The organism is Paraburkholderia dipogonis (assembly GCF_042680985.1).
Lineage (GTDB): Bacteria > Pseudomonadota > Gammaproteobacteria > Burkholderiales > Burkholderiaceae > Paraburkholderia > Paraburkholderia phytofirmans.
In genome coordinates this window covers 94304-116490 of record NZ_JBHUFR010000011.1, presented here as the reverse complement: position 1 = coordinate 116490, position 22187 = coordinate 94304, and the positions used below count along the sequence as shown (strand labels likewise).

Sequence of the window (22187 nt, the reverse complement as noted above, 5' to 3'; positions counted from 1 at the left end):
GATCATGGATGTCATGAACCGCCTGACCATTATTCTCTTCGCCGGCTTCCATCTGATTGCCGTCGACGTGCAAGCAGTACCGACCAATTTAATAGCCAACAAACTGACTGCCGCCATGTCTGATCTGCCACGCTACGAAAAGCTCCCACTTTTCAATCCGCATCGCACGAATTTTACCTGCGTCTATCAGGACCAGCATGTGCCGCGTGTTGATCCGCAAGCTGAATTGCGGTTCCAGCAGGCGCTGGCGCTGGACAATCCGGATATCTACTATAAGGATCGCGACTATCCGAAGATTTACCAGCTCTACCAGCAGGCCGCCCATCGCAACCACTGGAAGGCTATGCTCAATATTGCCTCGCTGGTCCTGTCGGATTACGCCGTGCCGGAGCACGATCCAGAGGTCGCGGTTCGCTGGGTGGAAAAGGCGATGCAACTGGGTGTACCCGACGCGTACGACATGATGGGCACGTACCACCAAAACGGCACGATCAGGGGCGGTGATGCAACCAGCGCCTATGCATTTTTCCAGCGCGCAGCGGAAATGGGCAGTCCATCGGCGCAGACGTTTCTTGGCTACAAGATCGCCGGTACTTACGATGATCCAAATGGAGAATTCTGGGGTAACCGGACAATTGGCACTCAGATGCTGGAGTGTGCCTTCGCGCAAAGCTATGGCCTCGCAGCCTATAGGCTGGGTTTTCTGTACGCCGGCGAATATTCAGTCGCAGAAAAAACCCGGGCGCGAACAGTTCTGCAAGAGGGAATTAAGCTTGGCTGTGCAGAATGTGCGAGCAAGCTAGCAGTCGAATTTCGAGGCACATATCTTAATGATGGCACTAGCCTTGTAGATCAAGCTGACAAAGCCCGCGCCGAGCGCTATAGCCAGCTCGGCAATGCACTGGAACATTACCAAGGCCGCCTCAAGCTACCTAACCTTGACAAGGTATTGCCACTGCCGCCCGCACCGCTGCCGAAGTGGGACGGCAACAAGCAGACGCTGATCGATGCCGCCAAGGCCGTCATTCCGCCTGCAAAGCCCAAATCCGAATCCCATGCAGCGCTGCAGGGCCGCGAACAGATGCCGGAGGGTCATGGCGTAATGTCGCTTGCCGAAAGCCCCTACATGGTTCACGGCGACCAGCGGGTACCCGAAAGCGGCTACTGGCTGGCGTTGTTCCGTACCCCGAGAACGCCCAGAGCGCAGTTCACACCGGCCCGTAGCGGACGGCCGGAACACTACCAGGCTGGCGAGCGGTTCGAACCCGCGACGATGACCAGCCTGTCGCACGAGACGATGCAATGGCATTACCTGGGCGAAGCCCGTCAGCTTCCACCGTCGCGCGAAATGTTCCTTGCGCATATGGTCCGCGCGGGCTGGCTGCGGGAGATTTCCGCCAGTACGCCAATACGTCAATGCGCCGGATACCAGCGATGCCCGCAGCAGGGCATCTGGGAAGGCCGTGTTGCCGGTGCGCATCCGCTGGCATTCCTCTATAACACGTGGACCCAGCAGGCGTTTGTTGATCAAGGACAGTCGTTCCCCGATCCGCGCGACAGGTCTCTCGACGTCGATCGCCATGATGTGCTGTGGACCTACCTCGGTAGTCCGAACGGTGAAGGCGCAGTGCCGGGCGTGACGAATATCACATTGTGATCGAACTGCGGGAGAAAAATCTGACAGCACTGCGCTAGCTTGAACGAGACATCCATGAGGTGCACAACCATCCTCCGCCCCATTGTTTTCATCGCCCTGTTTCTGCTCGCCACCGGTGCTCAGGCCGGACTATTGGCATCCTTGACCAGCAAGCTCACTACCGCCATGTCCGATCTGCCGCGCTACACCAAAGTGCCGCTGTTTAACCCTCATAGAACGACCTTCACGTGCGTCTATCAGGACCAGCACGTGCCGCCTGTTGATCCGCAGGCGGAACTGTGGTTCCAGCAGGCGCTGGCACTGGACAACCCCGACATCTATTACAAAGATCGCGACTATCCGAAGATTTACCAGCTCTACCAGCAGGCCGCGCAGCGCTATCACTGGAAGGCTATGCTCAATCTCGCCTCGCTGATTCTGTCGGATTACGCGGTGCCGGAACACGATCCGGAGGTTGCGATTCGCTGGGTCGAGAAGGCGATGCAGCTCGGCGTGCCGGATGCCTACGACATGATGGGCACCTACCACCAGAACGGCACGATCAGGGGCGGCGATGCAACCAGCGCCTATGCGTTTTTCCAGCGCGCGGCGGACATGGGCAGTCCGTCGGCAATGACCTTCCTCGGCTACAAGATAGCTGGTGCTTATGACGATCCGGAGGGCGAATTCTGGGGCAACCTGCCTATCGGCACTCGAATGTTGGAGTGCGCGTTGGCGCAAGGGTATGGGGACGCAGCGGATAAGTTGGGCCTGATCTACGCACGTCCGAAAACTTCCGAAGCTAAACTCCGTGCAATTGGGGTTTTACACGAAGGCGTCAAGCTCGGCAGTGCCGAATGTGCGAACTCTCTATTTAGCGAGTTCGACGGGTTGGGACTGGCAAGTGGCACCAACTTGATCGACCGCATCGACAAAGCCCGCGCCGAGCGCTATAGCCAGATTGGCAATGCGCTGGAGCATTACCAAGGCCGCCTCAAGCTACCTAACCTTGACAAGGTATTGCCACTGCCGCCCGCACCGCTGCCAAAGTGGGACGGCAACAAGCAGACGCTGATCGATGCCGCCAAGGCCATCGCACCGCCTGCAAAGCCCATATCCAAATCCCATGCAGCGCTGCAGGGCCGCGAACAGATGCCGGAGGGTCATGGCTTAATGCCGCTTGCCGAGAGCCCCTACATGGTTCACGGCGACCAGCGGGTACCCGAAACCGGCTACTGGCTGGCGCTGTTCGGTACCCCGAGAACGCCCAGAGCGCAGTTCACACCGGCCCGTAGCGGACGGCCGGAACACTACCAGGCTGGCGAGCGGTTCGAATCCGCGACGACGACCAGCCTGTCGCACGAGATCATGCAATGGCATTACCTGGGCGAAGCCCGTCAGCTTCCACCATCGCGCGAAATGATCCTCGCGCATATGGTCCGCGCGGGCTGGCTGCGGGAGATTTCCGCCAGTACGCCAATACGTCAATGCGCCGGACACCAGCGATGCCCGCAGCAGGGCATCTGGGAAGGCCGCGTTGCCGGTGCGCATCCGCAGGCGTTTCTCTATAACACGTGGACCCAGCAGGCGTTTGTTGATCAAGGACAGCCTTTCCCCGATCCACGTGAGCGCGCCCTGGAAATTGATCGCCATAATGTGCTGTGGACCTACCTCGGTAGTCCGAACGTTGACGGCGCGGTCCCCGGCGTGACGAATATCGCACTGTGATCGAACCGCTAGAGAAGAGGAAAACGCAATGGCGAGACAGGTAATCGTAGTGGGCGACACCACGACCCACGGTGGAAAGGTGATCACAGGATCACAGGATCACAGGTGGACGTCGTTGACGGCAAGGCGATCGCGCGCAAGGGTGACCTGGTGGCGTGCCCGGAGCATGGCGTCAATCCGATCGTCGAAGGTGACGAATCCTTGATGGTCGACGACAAGCCCGTTGCGCTCGATGGACATCACGCAGCATGCGGATGTGCTCTCATCAGTGCGTGTCATACCCTGTCGGCGCCCTGAGCGCGGGCGGCGTGGCGCATGCTGACGATGTCGAAGACACAGGCAATCGCGCGGGCACGCGGCGGGAGATGGTCGCGTGCGCTCTCACGTGCCCAAAAGAAAGGCGAACATCCCAAAGCGCACAACAAACAACATACACAGCAACAACCAAAAACCTCAAGCCGCGACCAACAACCCATCCGCGGAGCGAACCACCTCGACCTGCCGCGCAGCAAAAGCCTGCCCAATCATCAGCAGGCTCGGCTGCGATGCATCGACCCAGCGCTGCGCGTCGCCGGCTGCGAGTTCTTCGAGTGTGAGCGTCAGCATGCGCTCGCGCGCGGTGCTGCAAGCTTCGACAATCGCCACCGGCGTGGCAACAGGCTTGCCGGCATCGATCAACTGCTGCGCGATCTCGACGCCGCTATCGCGGCCCATGTAAAACACGAGCGAGTCCGCATTCACCTGCTCACGAATCTCATCGGAACCCTGCGCACGGCTGAACGTGGCCAGCGCGACACTGCGCGATACACCCCGCAGCGTCAACGAGCGCTTCAACGACGACGCGCTCGCCAGCGCAGCGGTGATTCCAGGCACCACTTCATAGTCGATACCGGCCGCTTCCAGCGCCCGCATTTCTTCGTCGGCGCGGCCGAACAACATCGGGTCGCCGCCTTTCAGGCGTACCACCACGTCGTGCTCCAAAGCGGCGTCGACGATCTGCTTGTTGATGAACTGCTGGGCTGTCGACAATTGCCCGCAGCGCTTACCCACCGCAATCCGCCGCGCATGCGCAGGCGCGTAATCGAGCATGGCCGGTTCGACCAGCGCGTCGTGCAATACTACGTCGGCGGTGCCGAGCAGGCGCGCGCCGCGTACCGTAATCAGGTCCGCAGCGCCGGGCCCCGCGCCTATCAGATAAACCTTACCCATTTGAATCAACCTGTTGGTTGGGGCGCGAGCCACGCAGTACTGCGTCGCCGTGCGCCCTCGCCCGCTTACGCAGAAAACGCCCGAATCATCCCAGCCGCAACGGTGTGATGCGTCGCCTCATCGATCAGCACAAACGCACCCGTACCCTGGTGCGAGTCATACACATCGCACACCAGCGGTTTCTGCAACGTCAACGCCACGCGGCCGATGTCGTTCATCGCCAGCTCCTTGCGATCGGTCGCCTGCGACAGCGTATGCACGTCGAGCACTTCCTTGATCGCACCGATGCGCGCGAACACCGTATTGGTGGTCTGCTTCAACAGATACTTGCGTTGCGTCGACAGCGGCGTGTCGTCGAACCAGCACAAGTCGGCTTCCAGCTTCTTCGCCGGCTCCGGTGCAGCTTCACGCAGCACGAAAGTGTCGCCCCGCGACACGTCCACATCTTCCGCAAGACGGATCGTCACCGTTTGACCCGCGAACGCGCGGTCCACCGCAGCCGTGCCGCCAGGCACCGGCGCAATGATCTCGGCAACCGTTGCTTCACGGTTAGCGGGCAGCACGACGATCGTATCGCCTAGCTTCACTTCACCCGCTTCGATACGGCCCATGTAGCCGCGGAAATCGTCGGCCTGGCTGCCATCCTGACGCGCCACCCACTGTACCGGGAAACGCAGCGCCTGACCCGTCGGCACGTCGACCGGCAACGCTTCGAGCAGGTCCAGCAGCGGTTCGCCCGCGTACCACGGCATGCTTTCGCTGGCCGTCACGATGTTATCGCCCTTGAGCGCCGACACCGGCACGAAACGCACATCGCTCAAACCCAATTGACGCGCGAGTTCGACATACGCGTCGCGAATCTCGTTGAAGCGCTGTTCGCTGTAATCGACCAGATCCATCTTGTTGATCGCGACAATCGCGTGCTGCAAACCGAGCAGCTTGACGATCGCGCTATGACGCTTGGTTTGCGGCAGCAATTGCGCCACGCCATCCACAAACGTCACACGCGTCGCGTCGACGAGAATGATCGCCGCGTGCGCGGTCGACGCGCCCGTCACCATGTTGCGCGTGTACTGCTCGTGGCCCGGCGTATCGGCGATGATGAACTTGCGCTTCGCGGTCGCGAAGTAACGGTACGCGACGTCGATCGTGATGCCTTGCTCGCGTTCGGCTTCAAGGCCGTCCGTCAGCAGCGAAAGATCGATTTCGTCGCCGACGGTACGCTTATTCTTCGCGCGCGACAGTGCCGAGAGCTGATCTGAAAGCACAGCCTTGCTGTCGTACAGCAGGCGGCCGATCAACGTGCTCTTGCCATCGTCGACGCTACCCGCGGTAATGAAACGCAGCACGCCGAGGTCTTCTGGTTGGTGAATACCGCTCATGATTACTTTACCCTCGTTCGTGTGCTTAGAAATAACCTTGCTTCTTACGCTGTTCCATCGCGGCTTCGGAGACCTGATCGTCCATCCGCGTCGCGCCGCGTTCCGTGATTTCGGTCACGGCCGTTTCGGCGATGATCTTCTCGAGATCGTCCGCATCGCTTTCCACCGGGCACGTGCAGCTAATGTCGCCGACGGTACGGAAGCGCACCAGCGCCGTTTCGCTGACTTCGCCTTCACGCATCGGCGTAAGCGGCGTAACCGGCACGAGCAGGCCATTGCGGCGCACGATCTCACGTTGATGCGCGTAGTAGATCGACGGCAGTTCCAGCTGTTCGCGAGCGATGTACTGCCACACGTCGAGTTCGGTCCAGTTCGAAATCGGGAACACGCGCAGATGTTCGCCGTTATGCAGACGCGCGTTATACAGGCTCCACAGTTCCGGGCGCTGTGCCTTCGGATCCCATTGGCCGAATTCGTCGCGGAACGAGAAAATCCGTTCTTTCGCGCGGGCCTTTTCCTCGTCGCGGCGCGCGCCGCCGATCAGCGCGGTGTAGCCATATTCTTCGATGGTTTCGAGCAGCGTCACGGCTTGCGCTGCGTTGCGCGAATCCAGTTCACGACGCAGACGCACCGTGCCGCGCTTGATCGAATCTTCCACATGACCCACCACGAGCTCAGCGCCGATCTCTTTCGCGCGACGATCGCGGAAGTCGATCACTTCGTCGTAGTTGTGACCGGTGTCGATATGCACGAGCGGGAACGGCAGCACGGTCTTGCGATTCGCGCCGATGCCGAAGGCCTTCAGCGCGAGGTGCAGCACCACGACCGAATCCTTGCCGCCCGAAAACAGCAGCGCGGGCTTGCTGCATTCAGCGACCAGTTCGCGCAGGATGTGAATCGACTCGGCTTCGAGCCAGTCGAGGTGATCCATACGGTTTGCCGTGTTGGCGAGCGGTGCGTTCACAGTGGAATCGAGCGTGGTGCTCATATCTGGTCCTTCGTTGGTTCGCGTCGCAAGCGGCTGCTCGCGTCGCGGAAGTATTCAAATCGGTAAGTGCGGTGTTCGGGCCGAAAACCAAGGCCCGTTCGCTCAAACTTCAGGCCGAGGCGTTTGCGCTGCGATCGGCCGCGATCGGCGTGATCGTCGTGATGTGCAGTCCGCATTCCTTCGTGTCGCGAGACTCCCACCACCAGCGCCCTGCCCGGCTATCTTCGCCAGGACGCACGGCACGCGTACATGGTTCGCAGCCGATGCTCGGGTAACCGCGCGCATGCAGCGGATTGACCGGCACGTCGAACGCTTTCAGGTAGTCCCACACTTCGGCTTCGGTCCAGTCGGTGAGCGGATTGAACTTGGCGATGTTGCGCGCGGCGTCGTGCTCTTCCGCATGCAACTCGGCGCGCGTCACCGACTGCTCGCGACGTTGGCCCGTGACCCATGCGCTCACATCCGACAGCGCACGGTTCAACGGCTCGACCTTGCGGATTTCGCAGCAGCGCTTGCGCAGATCGACGCTTTCATAGAACGCGTTCAGACCGTGCGAGCCGACGTATTCCTCGACCGCCGCGGCTTGCGGATGAAACTGCTCGATGTCGTAGCCGTAGCGCTCTTTCACGCGATCGAGCATGCCAAGCGTTTCCGCATGCAAACGGCCGGTGTTCAGCGAAAAGATGCCGATCTTCACGCCGCGCGACAGAATCGCATGCGTGAGCAGCATGTCTTCCGCTGCGAGGCTGCTGGCGAGTTTCACGTTCTCGTGACGTGCGGCGATCGAGTCGAGCAGCGCATCGAGGCGCTCTACCTTCGCAGCGAGTTCCGGCGTGAGGGCTTGAACTTCGCTCATGCCGATGCCTTCGCCAGTTCGCCCGCTTCGCGGCGGCGGAATAGCGGCGACGAATTCACCGCGCCCTGATAGTTGAAGCTGAATTCGTCGAACGCTTTGAGTGCGTCGTCGAAGTCTTTATCGGCGCGCAATGCGTATGCGTCGAAACCGCAACGGAACATGAACGCCAGCTGATCGCGCAGCACGTCGCCGATTGCGCGCAGTTCGCCCTTGTAACCATAGCGCTCGCGCAGCAGGCGGCCGATGCTGTAGCCGCGGCCGTCGCGGAACACCGGGAAGTCCACGCCGATCAGCGCGACGGTGTCGAAGTCGGCGACGATATCCGCCGGTTCGCTGTCCGGCGCGAGCCACACGCCGATTTCGGCGGCACTGCGCGCGGCGAGCAACGCATCGCGTTCGGCTTGCCACAACGCGAGCGGCACCAGCACCTTGCCTGCGGGCATTTCGTTCACCGCGGGCAGCGAGCCATCTTCCGCCGGGCGCACCACCGTCCAGTCATCGTTGACGATCGCGCGATTCTTGATGATAGAAGCCATCTGTTCAGTATCCTTTGCGCGGTTACGCGTGAGCCGGTTGACGCGAGGCGTACACACGTTCCTTGAACGGGGTGATGCCGATGCGGTTATACGTTTCGATGAAGCGCTCGCCTTCGTGGCGGTTTTCCACGAACGTATCGATCACCTTGCTCATCACGTCGGGCATTTCTTCCGCCGAGAAAGACGGGCCGATCACGCGGCCGAGGTGAGCGCCGGTAGCGCCCGTACCCTGCTCGCCGCCGAGCGTCACCTGATACCACTCCGAGCCGTCTTTATCCACGCCCAGAATGCCGATGTTGCCGACGTGGTGGTGACCGCAAGCATTGATACAGCCCGAGATGTTCAGCGACACGTCGCCGAGGTCGTACACGTAGTCCAGATCGTTGAAGCGTTCCTGAATGGCCAGCGCGATCGGAATCGACTTCGCATTCGCGAGCGAGCAGAAGTCGCCGCCTGGGCACGCGATGATGTCGGTCAGCAAGCCGATATTCGGCGTCGCGAAACCTTGCGTCTTGGCCTTTTCCCACAGCGCGAACAGGTCGCGCTTCTTCACGTTGGCGAGGATCAGGTTCTGTTCGTGCGACACGCGGATTTCGCCGAGCGAGTACTCGTCGGCCCAATCGGCGACCGCTTCCATTTGCGTATCGGTTGCATCGCCCGGGGCGATCGTGGTCGGCTTGAGCGACAGCGTCACCGACGAGTAGCCCTCGACTTTGTGCGGACGCACGTTACGTTCGACCCAACGCGCAAACGCACGGTTTTCCAGCAGATGCTTTTCGAACGAAGCGTCTGTATCCGTGAGCTTTTCGTACACCGGCGGCCGGAAGTATTGCGACACGCGATCCACTTCGGCTTGCGTGAGCGTCGAAGGACCGTCCTTCAGGTGCTGCCATTCTTCTTCGACTTGCGCCGAGAATTTCTCGGGGCTCAACGCCTTCACGAGAATCTTGATGCGCGCCTTGTACATGTTGTCGCGGCGGCCGTAGCGGTTGTACACACGCAGCACGGCTTCGCAGTACGTCAGCAGATGTTGCCACGGCAGGTCGCGGCGGATGATCGCGCCGATGATCGGCGTACGGCCCATACCGCCGCCGGCCAGAATGTCGGCCACGAGTTCGCCCTGCGCGTTCTTCTTCAGATACACGCCCATGTCGTGAATCTGCACGGCAGCGCGATCTTCCTTCGAACCCGACACGGCGATCTTGAACTTGCGCGGCAGCCACGCGAATTCCGGGTGGAACGTCGACCACTGACGCAGAATTTCGGCCCACGGACGCGGATCGACCACCTCATCCGGCGCGACGCCGGCAAACTGGTCAGCGGTGATGTTGCGGATGCAGTTGCCCGAGGTCTGAATGCCGTGCATTTGCACCGCGGCGAGCTTGCGCAGGATTTCCGGCGTTTCTTCGAGCTTGATCCAGTTGTACTGGATGTTCGAACGCGTCGAGAAATGGCCGTAGCCGCGGTCGTGTTCGCGCGCGATCTGCGCGAGCACGCGCATCTGGTCGCTGCGCAGGTTGCCGTACGGAATCGCGATGCGGTGCATGTACGCGTGGCGCTGGTAGTACAGGCCATTCTGCAGGCGCAGCGGACGAAACTCCTCTTCGCTCAATTCGCCCGACAAGCGGCGGCGAACCTGATCTGCGTACTGCGCGACCCGTTCATCGACGATGGTCTGGTCGTACTGATCGTATTGATACATTCGGGGACCCCAATTTTTTTGCAAGTGAAGCACGGCGATCCGGTTTCGCCGCGCCCTGGACACCGTGTTTGTCACCATCCGCCCATGAACGTTTAGACCCATCGCTCATTTGCTTATGACAAATACAGATATCCATATTGAAAAAGATGGACAGATCGTAATAAACTGCCCTTATATTTCAAACGACTAAAAAATTCTTTTGATATGCGGAGAGGTTATATATGAACCTGCACCAATTCCGCTTCGTCCGCGAGGCTGTGCGGCAGAACTTCAATTTGACCGAGGCCGCCAAGGCGCTGTTTACCAGCCAGCCGGGCGTTTCCAAGGCGATCATCGAGCTGGAAGACGAGTTGGGCGTGGAAATCTTCACGCGGCACGGCAAGCGCGTGCGCTCGTTGACCGAGCCGGGACGCATCATTTTGCAGTCGGTCGAGAAGATCCTGCAGGAGGTGGAGAGCCTCAAACGAGTCGGTAAAGATTACGCGGCGCAGGATCAGGGCAACCTGGTGATCGCCGCCACCCACACGCAGGCGCGCTACTCGTTGCCGGCCGCCATCGCCGAATTCAAAAAGCGCTTTCCCAAAGTTCACCTTTCGATTCTGCAAGGCAGCCCGACTCAGGTCGCCGAAATGGTGCTGCACGACCAGGCCGATCTCGCCATCGCCACCGAAGCGATTGCCAACTACAAGGAACTGGTCTCGCTGCCTTGCTTCCAGTGGCACCACGTCGCGGTGATGCAACCGGATCATCCGCTGCTCGACCGCAAACTTTTGTCGCTGGATGATCTGACCCAGTATCCGCTGATCACTTACGACAATGCGTTCGCCGGGCGCACCAAGATCAACGAGGCGTTCCGCCTGCGCGGGTTGCATCCGGATATCGTGCTCGAAGCAATCGACGCCGACGTGATCAAGACCTACGTGGAACTGGGCCTCGGCGTCGGCATCATGGCGGATATCGCGTTCAACGCCGAGCGCGACCGCCATTTGCGCGCGATGCCCGTCGGCCACCTGTTCGGCAGCAATGTGACGCGGGTCGCGCTGAAACAGGGCGCCTATCTGCGCAGCTATGTGTATACGCTCGTTGAGTTGCTGTCGCCGAGCATGAACCGCAAGCTGATCGAGCAGGCGCTCAAGGGCGAACACGAAACCTACGAACTTTGATATCACTACCGCATCTCGCTACGGAGACCCTTCGATGACGTCGTATAAGAAAAAATTCAGCGGCCTCGCCGCCGCTTTAGGTTTTGGCGCGCTCCTGCTCGCCACCGCTGCACACGCCGACATCAAGGTCGGCATCGATCTGTCGAGCACCGGCCCGGCGGCCGTGATCGGCATCACCAGCAAGAACGCGATGCTGATGTGGCCGGCCACGATCGCCGGCCAAAAAGCCGACTACATCTTCCTCGACGACGCCTCCGACCCCGGCGCCGCCGTGCGCAACATCCGCAAGCTGATCAACGAGGATCATGTGGACGTGATCGTCGGCCCGAACATCACGCCGGCGGCAACGGCCGCGCTCGATCCGGTCGCCGAGAGCCAGACGCCGATGATCACGCTGATCGGCTCGGCAAGCGTCGTGGAACCGCAGGAAGGCAAGAAGGTGTGGGCTTACAAGATGGCGCAGACCGACAGCGCGATGGCCGACGTGATGACGCGCTACATGTCGAACCACAACGTGAAGACGGTGGGCTTCATCGGTTTCGCGGACGGCTACGGCGAAAGCTGGCTCAACGAGTTCAGCAAGTTCGCGTCGCTGCGTCATATTCAACTGGTCGCCACCGAGCGCTATAACCGCACCGACGCGAGCGTCACGGGCCAGATTCTGAAGCTGATGGCGGCCAAGCCGGACGCGATCCTGATCGCTGGCGCCGGCACGCCGACCGTGCTGCCGCAACGCACGCTGATCGAGCGCGGCTTCAAAGGCCCGATCTATCAGACGCACGGCATCGCCACGCCGGAGTTCATCAAGCTGGGCGGCAAGGACGTGGAAGGCACGCTGTTCCCGACCCAGCCGGTCGTGGTGGCGCGCACGCTGCCGGCCGATCATCCGGCGAAGAAGGCGGCGCTCGCGTTCACTAACGAATACGAGGCGAAGTACGGCCCGGGCAGCGTGACGCAATTCGCGGGGGATGCGGCAGGCGTGTTTCCGCGTTTGCAGGACGCCGTGGCTCGCGCGTTGAAGACGGCGCAGCCGGGCACGCCGGCGTTCCGCATCGCGCTGCGTGACGAACTGGAGCACGCGCATGAACTGGTCGTGCCGAACGGTGTGGTCAACACGAGCCCGAAGGATCACGTGGGGTTGGATCAGCGGGCGAGCGTGATGGGAGTGATCAGGAACGGGAAGTTTGTTTATTTGAGCCAGTAAATTAGCCGTATCCGCACTGCCCGGACACGCCAGTCGTGCGGTCCGCACGCTCTATACTGCGTTGAGGGTCGTGCGGTAGCCGTGCAGTGGCCGTGCGGCAAAGCATGCGTGTACGATTTCTATTGAACGCATCAAAAAATCGTACACGCCGAAAAAATCGTACAACGCTCGAATAGCCGTCGCGACCAGGGCGATTAGCCGCCAAAAAATCGTCGACAATCCGGCATGCCGCTGTCTGCTGTTAAAGTGCAACCCTTCAGCTAGCCGTCTCCCACATCATGCGCACCACCCGAGCCATCCACGCCGTCGAGCGATTGAAAACCCGCAGCGGCAATCCACAATTCGCCGCGATCAGCCTTTCCGGCGGCCTGTTCTATCTGGTCGACAAATCGAGCGGCACGGACAAGAAAGTCTCCGATCCGCTGACGCTCGACGACTTCGTCAAATTCGTCGACGCTTTCGGTCCGCCAAAGCCACGCAAAGCGAGCAAGCTGGATATCGCGTTCGAAGAGCAGATCAAAAAGAGCAAAGGCGGTTGAGCGCGGCGGTCAATCCCGCTCATGGTTCACGCCGCGAGATTAAACCGGTTCTCATGCGCTGCGCGCGATCTCCCGCCACTGCCCATCCGCCGCACTACTCGCAAGCATCGCCTCGATAAAACGCAAGCCCGCCACGCCATCTTCCACTGTCGTCAGCAACAGACTCTCGGTGGGCAACGCGCGGCCCGCATCCAACGCTTCGATCTGCAGCGCCGCGTCTTTGTACAACTGCGCGAACGCTTCCAGATAACCTTCGGGATGTCCCGAGGGCACGCGCGTCGCGTGGGCCGCGATCGCGCTCTTCACCCGCCCGCGTGTCAGGCGCTCCGCCGCGCCGCCCAACGGGGTGAACCACAATTCATTCGGATGTTCCTGATCGAACGCGAGACCGGCCTTCGTTCCGTACACCCGCAAACGCAAGGCGTTTTCCGCGCCGCTCGCCACCTGGCTCGCCCACAACATGCCGCGCGCGCCGTTCGGATAACGCAGCATCGCCTGCACGTGATCGTCGATGCGCCGCCCCGGCACGAACGTATGCACTTCCGCCGCGAGTGCATGCGGCGTCATACCCGTGACGAACGCGGCAAGATGATAAGCATGCGTGCCGATATCGCCGAGACATCCCGCCGGCCCCGCCAACGCCGGATCCGTGCGCCAACCCGCCTGCTTGTTCGTGCCGCTCGTTTCGATCGGCTCGGCCAGCCAGTCCTGCGCGTATTCGACCTGCACGACGCGTATTTCGCCCAACTCGCCGCTTTCGATCAACTCGCGGGCATGACGCACCAGCGGATAGCCGGAGTACGTATGCGTCAACGCAAACAGCTTGTTCTTCTCACGAGCCAGTTTCGCCAGCGCCTCGCCTTCCGTCAGCGAAATCGCCAGCGGCTTGTCGCACACGATGTGAATACCAGCTTCGAGAAACGCCGTCGCGACCGGCGCATGCAGATGATTCGGCGTGACGATCGCCACCGCGTCGATGCCGTCGTCGCGCGCGGCTTCGGCATGCGCCATTTCACGCCAGTCCGCATAGCTGCGCGCGATTCCCGCCTCATCGGCGCTCGCCTGCGCGCGCTGCGGATCGGACGACAGCGCGCCCGCCACCAGTTCGAATCGATCGTCGAGCCGCGCCGCGATCCGATGCACCGCGCCGATGAATGCGCCCTGCCCGCCGCCGACCATCCCCAGTCTGAGTCTTCGTTGTGGCATCGCCGTCACTCCTTCGCGTTATGGCCGCGCACCTCAAATGCCGAGCACACGCTTTAACTGCGCGGCGTCCACGCCGCTGCCGGCGAAATCATCGAATGCATGCTCGGCCACGCGGATGATGTGCCGCTGAATAAACTCCGCGCCTTCGCGCGCGCCGTCGTGCGGATGCTTCAGCGCGCACTCCCATTCGAGCACGGCCCAGCCGGGGAAATCGTATTGCGCCATCTTCGAGAAGATCGCGCCGAAATCGATCTGGCCGTCGCCGAGCGATCTGAAGCGCCCCGCCCGCTCGACCCAGCCGCTATAGCCGCCATACACGCCCTGCTTGCCGTTCGGACGAAACTCCGCGTCCTTCACATGGAACGCCTTGATGCGCTCGTGATAGATGTCGATGAACGCAAGGTAATCGAGCTGCTGCAAAACGAAATGGCTCGGATCGTAGAGGATATTGGCGCGCGAATGCTGCTTCACCGCGTCGAGAAACCGCTCGAAGGTCACGCCGTCGTGCAGGTCTTCACCGGGATGCAGTTCGTAGCACACGTCCACGCCTGCTGCGTCGAACGCATCGAGAATCGGCGTCCAGCGGCGCGCGAGTTCGTCGAACGCCGCTTCGACCAAACCTGCGGGACGCTGCGGCCACGGGTACAAATACGGCCAAGCCAGCGCCCCTGAAAACGACACGTGCGTGGCCAATCCCAAACGCTGCGAAGCCTTCGCCGCTAGCTTCATCTGCTCGGTCGCCCACTGCGTGCGCGCGGCCGGATCGCCGCGCACATGCGGCGCGGCAAAGCCGTCGAACAACGTGTCATACGCCGGATGCACGGCGACGAGCTGCCCTTGCAGATGCGTCGAGAGTTCGGTGATCGTCACGCCCGCGTCGTCCACGATCTCGCGCAACTCGTCGCAATACGTCTGGCTCGCCGCCGCCTGTTCGAGATCGATCAGACGGCTGTCGCACGGCACCTGAATCCCCTTGAAGCCGAGACCGGCGGCCCACTCGGCAAGATGCGCGAGGTTGTCGAACGGCACTTCGTCGCCCATGAACTGCGCGAGAAAGATCGCCGGCCCTTGGATGGTTTTCATCGTACGGTTCCTCGAACGAGGGCGCGCTCGCCGTGCCGCCGCCGCGCAACGTGCGGCTCAGGCTTCGGCGGCGCGCCCCGAATGCTCAGCTCAGAACGGCGAGTCCGGGAAATAGAACTGCTGCGCGTTTTCCTTCGTGATCAGCACCGACGGGATGATCGTGGTGGCTGGCAGCCTGTCGCCCTTCAGACGCGCCTCTGCAGTGAGCTTGATGGCGTCATAGATGAACTTCGGCGAGTAGGATACGTCGGCCTTGATCATCGGCGCGCCGTCCATCACGTTCTTCACCATGCCCTTCGATCCCGCGCCGCCGAACACGATCTTGATGTCGGTGCGTTTGGCCTGCTCGATCGCCTTGAGCACGCCGACGGCCATGTCGTCGTCGGCGGCCCAGACGGCGTCGATGTGCTTGAAGCGCGTCAGGTAATCCTGCATGACCTTGAAGGCGTCGTCGCGATTCCAGTTCGCGTACTTCGCATCGAGAATCTTGATGTTCGGATACGCCTTCAGCACGCCGGTAAATGCGGTCCAGCGTTCGTTGTCGAGCGTCGTCGGAATGCCTCGCAGCGCGACGATATCGCCCTTGCCGTCGAGTGCTTTCGCCAGGTACTCGGCGGGAATCCTGCCGAACGCGGTGTTGTCGCCCGCCACGTACGCATCCTGCGCGCTGGTGTCGGTCAGTCCGCGATCCACCACCGTCACGTACACGCCTTTCTTCTTTACCTGAGCAACCGGTTGCGTGAGCGAAGCCGATTCGAACGGGAAGATCACGAGCGCATTGATCTTGTTGACCGTCACGAGATCCTGCAACTGGTTCGCCTGTTCAGGCGCGCCAGCCGCGGTCTTCACGATCACTTTCAGATCGGGATGCGCCTTCTCCAGATCGGCCTTGGCCTTGTTCGCCCACCAGACGATGCCGCCCGTGAAGCCGTGGTCGGCCGTCGGAATCGCGACGCCCAATGTGACTTTTTCGTCGGCGCGCGCAAAGTTCGCGGTGCCCAGTATTCCCAACGCCAGCATGCCGGCGCCGACCGTTCGAATGACCTGCTTCATGGTTGTGTCTCCTTGTGTGAGGCGTTCGTGCGCCCCGATTCTCAACTCGCCGTGATTGCAAAATTCAAGGCGCAATATGAAGCGCCACCGCTACCGCCGTCCACGTTGTACGAACGCGACGAAGATAATCACTACGCCCTGCACCGCCGCGTTCAGATACACGCTGATGATGCTGGTCAGATTCAGAATGTTCGCGATCACCGACAGCAGAATCGCGCCGATCACCGTGCCGATCACGCGGCCTTCGCCGCCCTTGAGCGCGGTGCCGCCGACCACCACCGAAGCGATCGCTTCGAGTTCCCATAGCAAACCTGTGGTCGGCGTGGCCGAGCCGAGCCTCGGCACGTACAGCACGGTCGCAACGCCCACGCAGACGCCGAGCAGCACGTAGGTAACGATCTTCACGGTGTCGACGCGAATCGCTGCGTAACGCGCGACCTGCTCGTTCGAGCCGATTGCCTGCACGTGACGGCCAAACGCCGTGCGGTTGAGAATCAGCGCGCCGCCCGCCGCGACCACGAGGAACACCCAGATCGGTACAGGCACGCCAAAGAGGCTCGCGTAATACACCGGCCCGTACAAGTCGGACAGCGAGTTATCCAAAGTCAGCGCGCCGCCATCGGCGAGCCAGGTCAGCACCGCGCGAAAGATGCCCAACGTGCCGAGCGTGACGATGAACGGCTCGATGCGTCCTTTGGTGATCAGCAAGCCGTGCGCGCAGCCGAACAGGCCGCCAAGCATCAGCGCGCCGACGATGCCGAGCGTGAGAATCATCAGCGGCGGAAACGCGTGTCCGCCGACGCCCGCCGCGAGTCCGTTCATCAGCCAGATCATGCTGCCCGCGATCAGCGCCGCCATCGATCCGACCGACAGATCGATGCCGCCTGAAATGATCACGAAGGTCATGCCGACCGCGATGATGCCGATGAACGAGGTGCGCGTGAGCACGTTCATCATGTTGTCGACGGTGGCGAAATCGCGGTTGAGCAGCGTGCCGATCACGCATAGCGCGATGAGCCCGACGAGCGGCCCGAGCGCATACAGTCGATGCGCGAAGCGCAACGCACGGCCGGTTTGCACGGCTTCAGTGGGTGCCGGTCGCATGGGCGATCAACTCCTCTTCGGTCAGATGGTCGAGCGTGAGCGTGGCTTGCAGGCGTCCCGCGCGCATCACGGCGACGCGGTGGCACAGCCCGATCAGTTCGATCAGTTCGGATGAAATGACGATCACCGCACGGCCCTGCGCGGCGAGACGATGAATCAGAAAATAGATGTCGCGTTTCGCGCCGACATCGACGCCGCGCGTCGGCTCGTCGAGCACGATCACGTTCGGGTCGGGCTGCAGGTATTTGGCGAGCGCCAGCTTCTGCTGATTGCCGCCGGAGAGCATGCGCGCGCGGCTCGACAGGTCGCCGGTGCGGATGCCGAATTCGCTCACGGCTTTGGTCAACGCGGCGCGCCCCGCTTTCATGTCGAGCAATGGGTGCGCGTAGCGTTCGAGCGTCATCAGCGTGACGTTGTCCTGCAGGCTCAGGTTCACGTGCAGGCCTTTGCCCTTGCGGTCCTCGCTGAGATACGTGATGCCGTGGCGCATTGCGTCACGCGGGCTTTTCAGTTCGACGGGACGCCCGGCGACCTGAACGCGGCCCGCCGTGCGCTTGCGCAAACCGATGATCGCTTCGAATGCTTCGGTGCGGCCCGCGCCCACCAGACCCGCGAAACCGAGCACTTCGCCGGCGCGCACGTCGAAGCTCAGGTCTTCGACCCAATCCGGCACAGCCAGGCCTTCCACTTTCAACGCGAGCGGCGCGTCGGCGGACACGGTGATCTTGTCGGGAAACATGTCCGAAAGCTCGCGGCCGACCATCAGGTTGGCCATCTGCTGGCGCGCGAGTCCCGCCGTTTCGCCGCGCGCGACGAAGCGGCCGTCGCGCATCACGATCACTTCGTCGGTGATGCGCTCCACTTCGTCCAGCTTGTGCGAGATGTAGATGATGGTCACGCCGTCGGCCTTGAGCTTCGCCATCAGCGTGAAGAGGCGCTCGGTCTCGGACGGCGTGAGCGTTGCGGTGGGTTCGTCCATGATGAGCAGGCGCGCGCGGCGGGACAGCGCCTTCGCGATCTCCACCATCTGTTTTTCCGCGACGATCAGTTCGCGCACCTTCGTGTCCGGCGCTTTTTCCAGACCGACCTGCGTGAGAAAACGCGCGGCCTCGGTGTTCATCGCGGCATCGTCGACGAACCAGCCGCGCTTTTTTTCGTGACCGAGATACATGTTCTGCGCGATCGTCAGATGCTCGGCGAGATTGAACTCCTGGTGGATCAGCACGATGCCTTGCGCTTCGGCGTCGCGCGAACCGATGAATTGGTGCGCTTGCCCGTCGACCAGCAAAGTGCCCGAGGTTGCGGTCTCGTAGCCGGCGAGAATTTTCATCAGCGTGGATTTGCCCGCGCCATTCTCGCCGAGCAGACCGTAGATGCGCCCCGGCGCCAGCTCGAAGCTCACGCCGTGCAGCACGCGCACGGGGCCGAAGTCTTTGCGGATGTCGTCGAAACGGATCGCGAGACTCATGGCTCAGGCACTCCCGCGAATCACGAGCCGATGCGGCAGCAGCACGCCCGGCACGTTCGCCAACGGATTGGCGAGCCGCTGCAGCAACAGGCGCGCGGCGGTTTCGCCCAGCTCGCGCATCGGCTGCGCGATGGTGGTGAGCGGCGGATCGATCTGCGCGGCGAGCGAGATGTCGTCGAAGCCGACCACCGCGACGTCGTCCGGCACGCGCTTGCCGACGCTGCGCAGGCCGTGGATTACACCGATCGCGAGCGTGTCGGAAACCGCGAAGATCGCGCTCGGCGCCTCTGGTTGATTCATCAGCGTGGCTGCGGCCGACGCGCCCGCTTCATAGTCGAGGCTGTTCAGATTCATGCGCCAGCGTTCGTCCGGCGTGATGCCCGCCGCAGTCAACGCGTCCAGATAGCCTTGTTGACGCTGCCGTGCGTACAGATAATCCACGTCGGAATTGATGAGGCCGATACGACGGTGGCCGCGCGCGAGCAGATGGCGAACGGCGTCGCCCGCGGCGCGGTAGTTGTCGATGCCGACATACGGCACGCCCATCGCCGGATCGAACTCGCAGCAAGCGACCCACGGCAGCGCGCTGGAGGTTTCGCCCAGCGCCTGCTGGATGGTGGCCGGGTCGAGACAGATCGCGCCGTCCGCGCGGCGCCGCCGCAGCAAGTCGAAGTAGCTGCGCTCGCGGCCCGGATCGGCGCCGGTGTCGCACAGCAGCATGAAGTAGCCATGCTGACGCGCCACGCTGTCGATGCCGCGCACGATCTCCGCGTAAAAGGGGTTGCCGACGTCCGGAACCATGGTCAGCAGCAGGCGGCTTTCGGCGGTGCGCAGGTTGCGCGCGAGTTCGTTGACGCGGTAGCCGCTCGCATCGATGGCGGCCAGCACCTTGTCGCGCGTGGCGGGCCGCACATTCTCGTGGCCATTCAGCACGCGCGACACCGTCGCCACCGAGACGCCCGCCTGCTCGGCCACGCCGGCAATCGACATGCCCTCGGCCGCGCCGCGCAAAGGCGCGACGCCAGGCTGGGGACGCGCCGTCGACACCGCCGCGGGTGCCTTCCTGGACGACGATCTGGACAAGTGAATTCGCCTCGAAAATGTAATCGATTACATTCTTGAGCGATGGACGCGGGAAGCGCAAGGAAAGATCGCTAGGGATTAACACGGGGGCGTGCGCGGCCGCGCATCGCCACTGCTCGTCTCGCGATGGCCCCGCGCCCTGCCCGCGAGGGCGCGGATCGTCACCGTCATTTGGTACAATCCCGCAGTTACCCTGACTGGCCTTGCGTGCTGAGTAGCGCGGGCAAGACCGGCGGTCAGTGGCTGATAGCAAATGCAACAACCGCAGCAAACCCCGCAGAACTCGCCAAACCATACAGCCGAACCCACCATGAACATCGAGCAAGCGCGTTTCAACATGATCGAACAGCAGATCCGCCCCTGGGAAGTGCTCGACCAGGACGTGCTGAATCTGCTGTCGATCGTCAAGCGTGAAAACTTCGTGCCGACCGCGTATCGCGAGCTGGCCTTCGTCGACTTCGAAGTGCCGCTGCCGGCCGGCCAGCACATGCTGGCGCCGCGTATCGAAGCACGCGTGCTGCAGGAACTGGCGGTGAAGAAACACGAAAGCGTGCTCGAAATCGGCGCGGGCTCGGGCTACATGGCCGCGTTGCTCGCGCATCGTGCGCAGCATGTGCTGACCGTCGACATCGAACCGGAACTGGCGGAACTGGCAAAGAGCAACCTGATCGCCAACGGCGTGCTGAACGCCGAAGTCGCCACCGGCGACGCCGCGCGCGGCTGGGCCGGCGCTGCGCCGTACGACGTGATCTGCGTGTCGGGCGGGCTGCCGGTACTGCCGCAGGAAATGCTCGACCATCTGAAGATCGGCGGCCGCCTGGCGGCGTTCGTCGGCACCGCGCCGGTCATGAAGGCGCAGGTCATCACGCGTATCGACGAGAAGCAATACCGCATTGCCGACGTGTTCGAAACGTATGTCGAGCCGCTCATCAACGCCGTGCAGCCGTCGCGTTTCAAGTTCTGATTCATAAGCTCCGGACGGCCGGCAGCGCCGCCGTCCTCTGAACCGGATGTTCCGCTGATGCAAAATCTGACCGCTCCGGCGCTCGCCGAATGGCTTGCCGACACTTCTCGTACCGCGCCCGTGCTGCTCGACGTGCGCGAGCCGTGGGAAATCCAGACGGCGTCGATCGCCGGCGCCGTGTCGATTCCGATGCGTGAGATTCCCGCGCGCAGCGAAGAACTCGACGACGACGCGCAAATCGTCTGCGTCTGCCATCACGGCGCGCGCAGCGCCCAGGTCGCGATGTTCCTCGAGTCGCGCGGCCATACCAACGTCTTCAATCTGCAAGGCGGGATCGACGCGTGGTCGCGTCAGGTCGATCCGTCCGTTCCGACTTACTGATCGTACGGGCGCAGTGACGCGCCAGCCGGAGCCGGTCCTCACGGTCCCGCTGGCGCCTGGCCTGGCGCTTCATGTACTAGCCGCGTAGGCCGTCGGCTTCTCCCAGTTCTACGACGCAGCGCTCTTTAAAGACGCGCTGTTGCAAAGCGCGCGCCTCGCTCGTGGCCCATCGTCGCCCACAGCGAGAACTGCCGCTCGCGACACACTCCTGCCCTAGGTCTCGGCGTCGCTCACCGCGGGGCTTCAGAGCACCGGTTTCGACGGTGGCTTGCCGTCTTCTTACGACTCAACCGACTCCCCCGTCCGCAGAACGCTAACGGTCGGCTTTCGTTGCGCCGCTTCACGCACTCGCTTCCGAAATTTCATACGGTTTCCTGAACACCGCACAGGCACCATGCTGGCGACCGTTTGAGGAGCCGTGTGATGAGATTTTTGAAGACCGCGATGTTGGCCGCAACCTTGTTGCCGCTCGCGTCGCATGCAGCCTTGGGTGGCGCGCCGGGCAGCGGCGTAGCCTCGCCCGCCACGTTACGCGCTATGTCGCAGTCCGCCGCCGCGACGCCCGCTGTTCAGCCGGCGAACACGGCGCCCTACTCCGTGCGCCAATCGGTCGACGCCAACGGCGTCACCATCCGCGAATACGTGCTGCCCGAGAACGTCGTGTTCGCAGTCAAGTGGAACGGTCCGATCCGTCCAGACATGACGGCGCTGCTCGGCAGCTACTTTCCCAACTTCGTCAACGCCGGGCAAAACCGCGCGACCGGCACGGGGCCGCTGATCGACGGCAACGACGACTTTCGTATCGAGTCTGCCGGCCGCATGGGGCGCTTCAGCGGCATGGCCTGGCTACCTCGCCTGATGCCCGTCGGCCTGCGTCCGGGCGATCTGAAATAAGAACGACG

General features: G+C 62.2%; 20 protein-coding genes and 1 pseudogene. 9 read left to right on the top strand and 12 right to left on the bottom strand.

Features of this window, described 5'->3' with window-relative positions; genetic code table 11:
- The first annotated feature begins 4 nt into the window (after positions 1–4).
- The 3 genes and pseudogenes from ACFSNN_RS15995 (at position 5) to ACFSNN_RS15985 (ending at position 3661) form a co-directional block, all read left to right on the top strand.
- Entirely contained in the window at positions 5–1657 is a 1653-nt protein-coding gene (locus ACFSNN_RS15995; protein WP_244322769.1) for an SEL1-like repeat protein, read from the top strand.
- 54 nt (positions 1658–1711) lie between these two features.
- Positions 1712–2749 (top strand): annotated as a pseudogene (locus tag ACFSNN_RS15990) (tetratricopeptide repeat protein); the annotation flags it as partial.
- A gap of 720 nt (positions 2750–3469) precedes the next feature.
- Positions 3470–3661, top strand: coding sequence for a PAAR domain-containing protein (locus ACFSNN_RS15985; protein ID WP_341868430.1), 192 nt, complete (start codon positions 3470–3472; stop codon positions 3659–3661).
- Positions 3662–3817: 156 nt separating this feature from the next.
- On the opposite strand, the gene cobA is transcribed toward ACFSNN_RS15985, so the two are convergent.
- The 6 genes from cobA to ACFSNN_RS15955 form a co-directional block, all read right to left on the bottom strand.
- Positions 3818–4573, bottom strand: a complete 756-nt coding sequence (gene cobA / locus ACFSNN_RS15980) for a uroporphyrinogen-III C-methyltransferase (RefSeq protein ID WP_134456895.1) — start codon at positions 4571–4573, stop codon at positions 3818–3820.
- A gap of 65 nt (positions 4574–4638) precedes the next feature.
- Positions 4639–5955 carry a sulfate adenylyltransferase subunit 1 gene (locus ACFSNN_RS15975; protein WP_134456896.1) on the bottom strand — a complete coding sequence of 439 codons (1317 nt, stop codon included), beginning with the start codon at positions 5953–5955 and terminating at the stop codon, positions 4639–4641.
- A gap of 25 nt (positions 5956–5980) precedes the next feature.
- Positions 5981–6943, bottom strand: a complete 963-nt coding sequence (gene cysD, locus ACFSNN_RS15970; protein ID WP_134456897.1) for a sulfate adenylyltransferase subunit CysD — start codon at positions 6941–6943, stop codon at positions 5981–5983.
- Positions 6944–7052: 109 nt separating this feature from the next.
- Positions 7053–7799 (bottom strand): phosphoadenylyl-sulfate reductase, encoded by a 747-nt coding sequence (locus ACFSNN_RS15965; RefSeq protein WP_134456898.1) that lies wholly within the window; start codon positions 7797–7799, stop codon positions 7053–7055.
- Complete coding sequence (locus tag ACFSNN_RS15960) at positions 7796–8335, bottom strand: DUF934 domain-containing protein (RefSeq protein WP_134456899.1); 540 nt, start codon at positions 8333–8335, stop codon at positions 7796–7798. Before ACFSNN_RS15960 ends, ACFSNN_RS15965 begins: the two co-directional genes overlap by 4 nt.
- Before the next feature lie 22 nt (positions 8336–8357).
- A complete protein-coding gene (locus ACFSNN_RS15955) occupies positions 8358–10037 on the bottom strand; it encodes a nitrite/sulfite reductase (protein ID WP_134456900.1) in 1680 nt (559 codons plus the stop codon).
- Positions 10038–10258: 221 nt separating this feature from the next.
- Between ACFSNN_RS15955 and ACFSNN_RS15950 the strand changes: the two genes are divergently transcribed.
- The 3 genes from ACFSNN_RS15950 (at position 10259) to ACFSNN_RS15940 (ending at position 12943) form a co-directional block, all read left to right on the top strand.
- Positions 10259–11200: a CysB family HTH-type transcriptional regulator gene (locus ACFSNN_RS15950; RefSeq protein ID WP_012432020.1), complete on the top strand. Its 942-nt coding sequence runs from the start codon at positions 10259–10261 to the stop codon at positions 11198–11200.
- Between the two features lie 34 nt (positions 11201–11234).
- A complete protein-coding gene (locus ACFSNN_RS15945; protein ID WP_134456901.1) occupies positions 11235–12404 on the top strand; it encodes an ABC transporter substrate-binding protein in 1170 nt (389 codons plus the stop codon).
- A gap of 278 nt (positions 12405–12682) precedes the next feature.
- Positions 12683–12943, top strand: coding sequence for a hypothetical protein (locus ACFSNN_RS15940; RefSeq protein ID WP_091796466.1), 261 nt, complete (start codon positions 12683–12685; stop codon positions 12941–12943).
- Between the two features lie 51 nt (positions 12944–12994).
- Here ACFSNN_RS15940 and ACFSNN_RS15935 read toward each other — a convergent pair whose 3' ends face one another.
- The 6 genes from ACFSNN_RS15935 to ACFSNN_RS15910 form a co-directional block, all read right to left on the bottom strand.
- The gene (locus ACFSNN_RS15935; protein ID WP_134456902.1) at positions 12995–14149 is read right to left on the bottom strand and encodes a Gfo/Idh/MocA family protein; all 1155 of its coding nucleotides are present in this window, start codon (positions 14147–14149) and stop codon (positions 12995–12997) included.
- 33 nt (positions 14150–14182) lie between these two features.
- Positions 14183–15232, bottom strand: a complete 1050-nt coding sequence (locus tag ACFSNN_RS15930; protein ID WP_134456903.1) for a sugar phosphate isomerase/epimerase family protein — start codon at positions 15230–15232, stop codon at positions 14183–14185.
- Positions 15233–15322: 90 nt separating this feature from the next.
- Positions 15323–16285, bottom strand: coding sequence for a substrate-binding domain-containing protein (locus ACFSNN_RS15925; protein ID WP_134456904.1), 963 nt, complete (start codon positions 16283–16285; stop codon positions 15323–15325).
- A 90-nt stretch (positions 16286–16375) separates the two neighbouring features.
- Positions 16376–17389, bottom strand: coding sequence for an ABC transporter permease (locus ACFSNN_RS15920; RefSeq protein ID WP_134456905.1), 1014 nt, complete (start codon positions 17387–17389; stop codon positions 16376–16378).
- Positions 17370–18857: a sugar ABC transporter ATP-binding protein gene (locus ACFSNN_RS15915; RefSeq protein WP_134456906.1), complete on the bottom strand. Its 1488-nt coding sequence runs from the start codon at positions 18855–18857 to the stop codon at positions 17370–17372. Before ACFSNN_RS15915 ends, ACFSNN_RS15920 begins: the two co-directional genes overlap by 20 nt.
- A gap of 3 nt (positions 18858–18860) precedes the next feature.
- Positions 18861–19940, bottom strand: a complete 1080-nt coding sequence (locus ACFSNN_RS15910) for a LacI family DNA-binding transcriptional regulator (RefSeq protein WP_134456907.1) — start codon at positions 19938–19940, stop codon at positions 18861–18863.
- Positions 19941–20250: 310 nt separating this feature from the next.
- Between ACFSNN_RS15910 and ACFSNN_RS15905 the strand changes: the two genes are divergently transcribed.
- From ACFSNN_RS15905 to ACFSNN_RS15895, 3 genes are all read left to right on the top strand, one after another.
- Entirely contained in the window at positions 20251–20904 is a 654-nt protein-coding gene (locus ACFSNN_RS15905; RefSeq protein WP_134456908.1) for a protein-L-isoaspartate O-methyltransferase family protein, read from the top strand.
- A 57-nt stretch (positions 20905–20961) separates the two neighbouring features.
- The gene (locus ACFSNN_RS15900) at positions 20962–21285 is read left to right on the top strand and encodes a rhodanese-like domain-containing protein (protein ID WP_012432010.1); all 324 of its coding nucleotides are present in this window, start codon (positions 20962–20964) and stop codon (positions 21283–21285) included.
- A gap of 423 nt (positions 21286–21708) precedes the next feature.
- The gene (locus ACFSNN_RS15895; RefSeq protein WP_134456909.1) at positions 21709–22179 is read left to right on the top strand and encodes a DUF2844 domain-containing protein; all 471 of its coding nucleotides are present in this window, start codon (positions 21709–21711) and stop codon (positions 22177–22179) included.
- Positions 22180–22187 lie beyond the last annotated feature (8 nt).

Excerpts from the sequence above, each read along its gene's own strand:
- ACFSNN_RS15995 (WP_244322769.1), top strand. The coding sequence starts at position 5 with ATGGATGTCATGAACCGCCTGACCATTATTCTCTTCGCCGGCTTCCAT.
- cobA (WP_134456895.1), bottom strand. The coding sequence starts at position 4,573 with ATGGGTAAGGTTTATCTGATAGGCGCGGGGCCCGGCGCTGCGGACCTG.
- ACFSNN_RS15975 (WP_134456896.1), bottom strand. The coding sequence starts at position 5,955 with ATGAGCGGTATTCACCAACCAGAAGACCTCGGCGTGCTGCGTTTCATT.
- cysD (WP_134456897.1), bottom strand. The coding sequence starts at position 6,943 with ATGAGCACCACGCTCGATTCCACTGTGAACGCACCGCTCGCCAACACG.
- ACFSNN_RS15965 (WP_134456898.1), bottom strand. The coding sequence starts at position 7,799 with ATGAGCGAAGTTCAAGCCCTCACGCCGGAACTCGCTGCGAAGGTAGAG.
- ACFSNN_RS15960 (WP_134456899.1), bottom strand. The coding sequence starts at position 8,335 with ATGGCTTCTATCATCAAGAATCGCGCGATCGTCAACGATGACTGGACG.
- ACFSNN_RS15955 (WP_134456900.1), bottom strand. The coding sequence starts at position 10,037 with ATGTATCAATACGATCAGTACGACCAGACCATCGTCGATGAACGGGTC.
- ACFSNN_RS15950 (WP_012432020.1), top strand. The coding sequence starts at position 10,259 with ATGAACCTGCACCAATTCCGCTTCGTCCGCGAGGCTGTGCGGCAGAAC.
- ACFSNN_RS15945 (WP_134456901.1), top strand. The coding sequence starts at position 11,235 with ATGACGTCGTATAAGAAAAAATTCAGCGGCCTCGCCGCCGCTTTAGGT.
- ACFSNN_RS15940 (WP_091796466.1), top strand. The coding sequence starts at position 12,683 with ATGCGCACCACCCGAGCCATCCACGCCGTCGAGCGATTGAAAACCCGC.
- ACFSNN_RS15935 (WP_134456902.1), bottom strand. The coding sequence starts at position 14,149 with ATGCCACAACGAAGACTCAGACTGGGGATGGTCGGCGGCGGGCAGGGC.
- ACFSNN_RS15930 (WP_134456903.1), bottom strand. The coding sequence starts at position 15,232 with ATGAAAACCATCCAAGGGCCGGCGATCTTTCTCGCGCAGTTCATGGGC.
- ACFSNN_RS15925 (WP_134456904.1), bottom strand. The coding sequence starts at position 16,285 with ATGAAGCAGGTCATTCGAACGGTCGGCGCCGGCATGCTGGCGTTGGGA.
- ACFSNN_RS15920 (WP_134456905.1), bottom strand. The coding sequence starts at position 17,389 with ATGCGACCGGCACCCACTGAAGCCGTGCAAACCGGCCGTGCGTTGCGC.
- ACFSNN_RS15915 (WP_134456906.1), bottom strand. The coding sequence starts at position 18,857 with ATGAGTCTCGCGATCCGTTTCGACGACATCCGCAAAGACTTCGGCCCC.
- ACFSNN_RS15905 (WP_134456908.1), top strand. The coding sequence starts at position 20,251 with ATGAACATCGAGCAAGCGCGTTTCAACATGATCGAACAGCAGATCCGC.
- ACFSNN_RS15900 (WP_012432010.1), top strand. The coding sequence starts at position 20,962 with ATGCAAAATCTGACCGCTCCGGCGCTCGCCGAATGGCTTGCCGACACT.
- ACFSNN_RS15895 (WP_134456909.1), top strand. The coding sequence starts at position 21,709 with ATGAGATTTTTGAAGACCGCGATGTTGGCCGCAACCTTGTTGCCGCTC.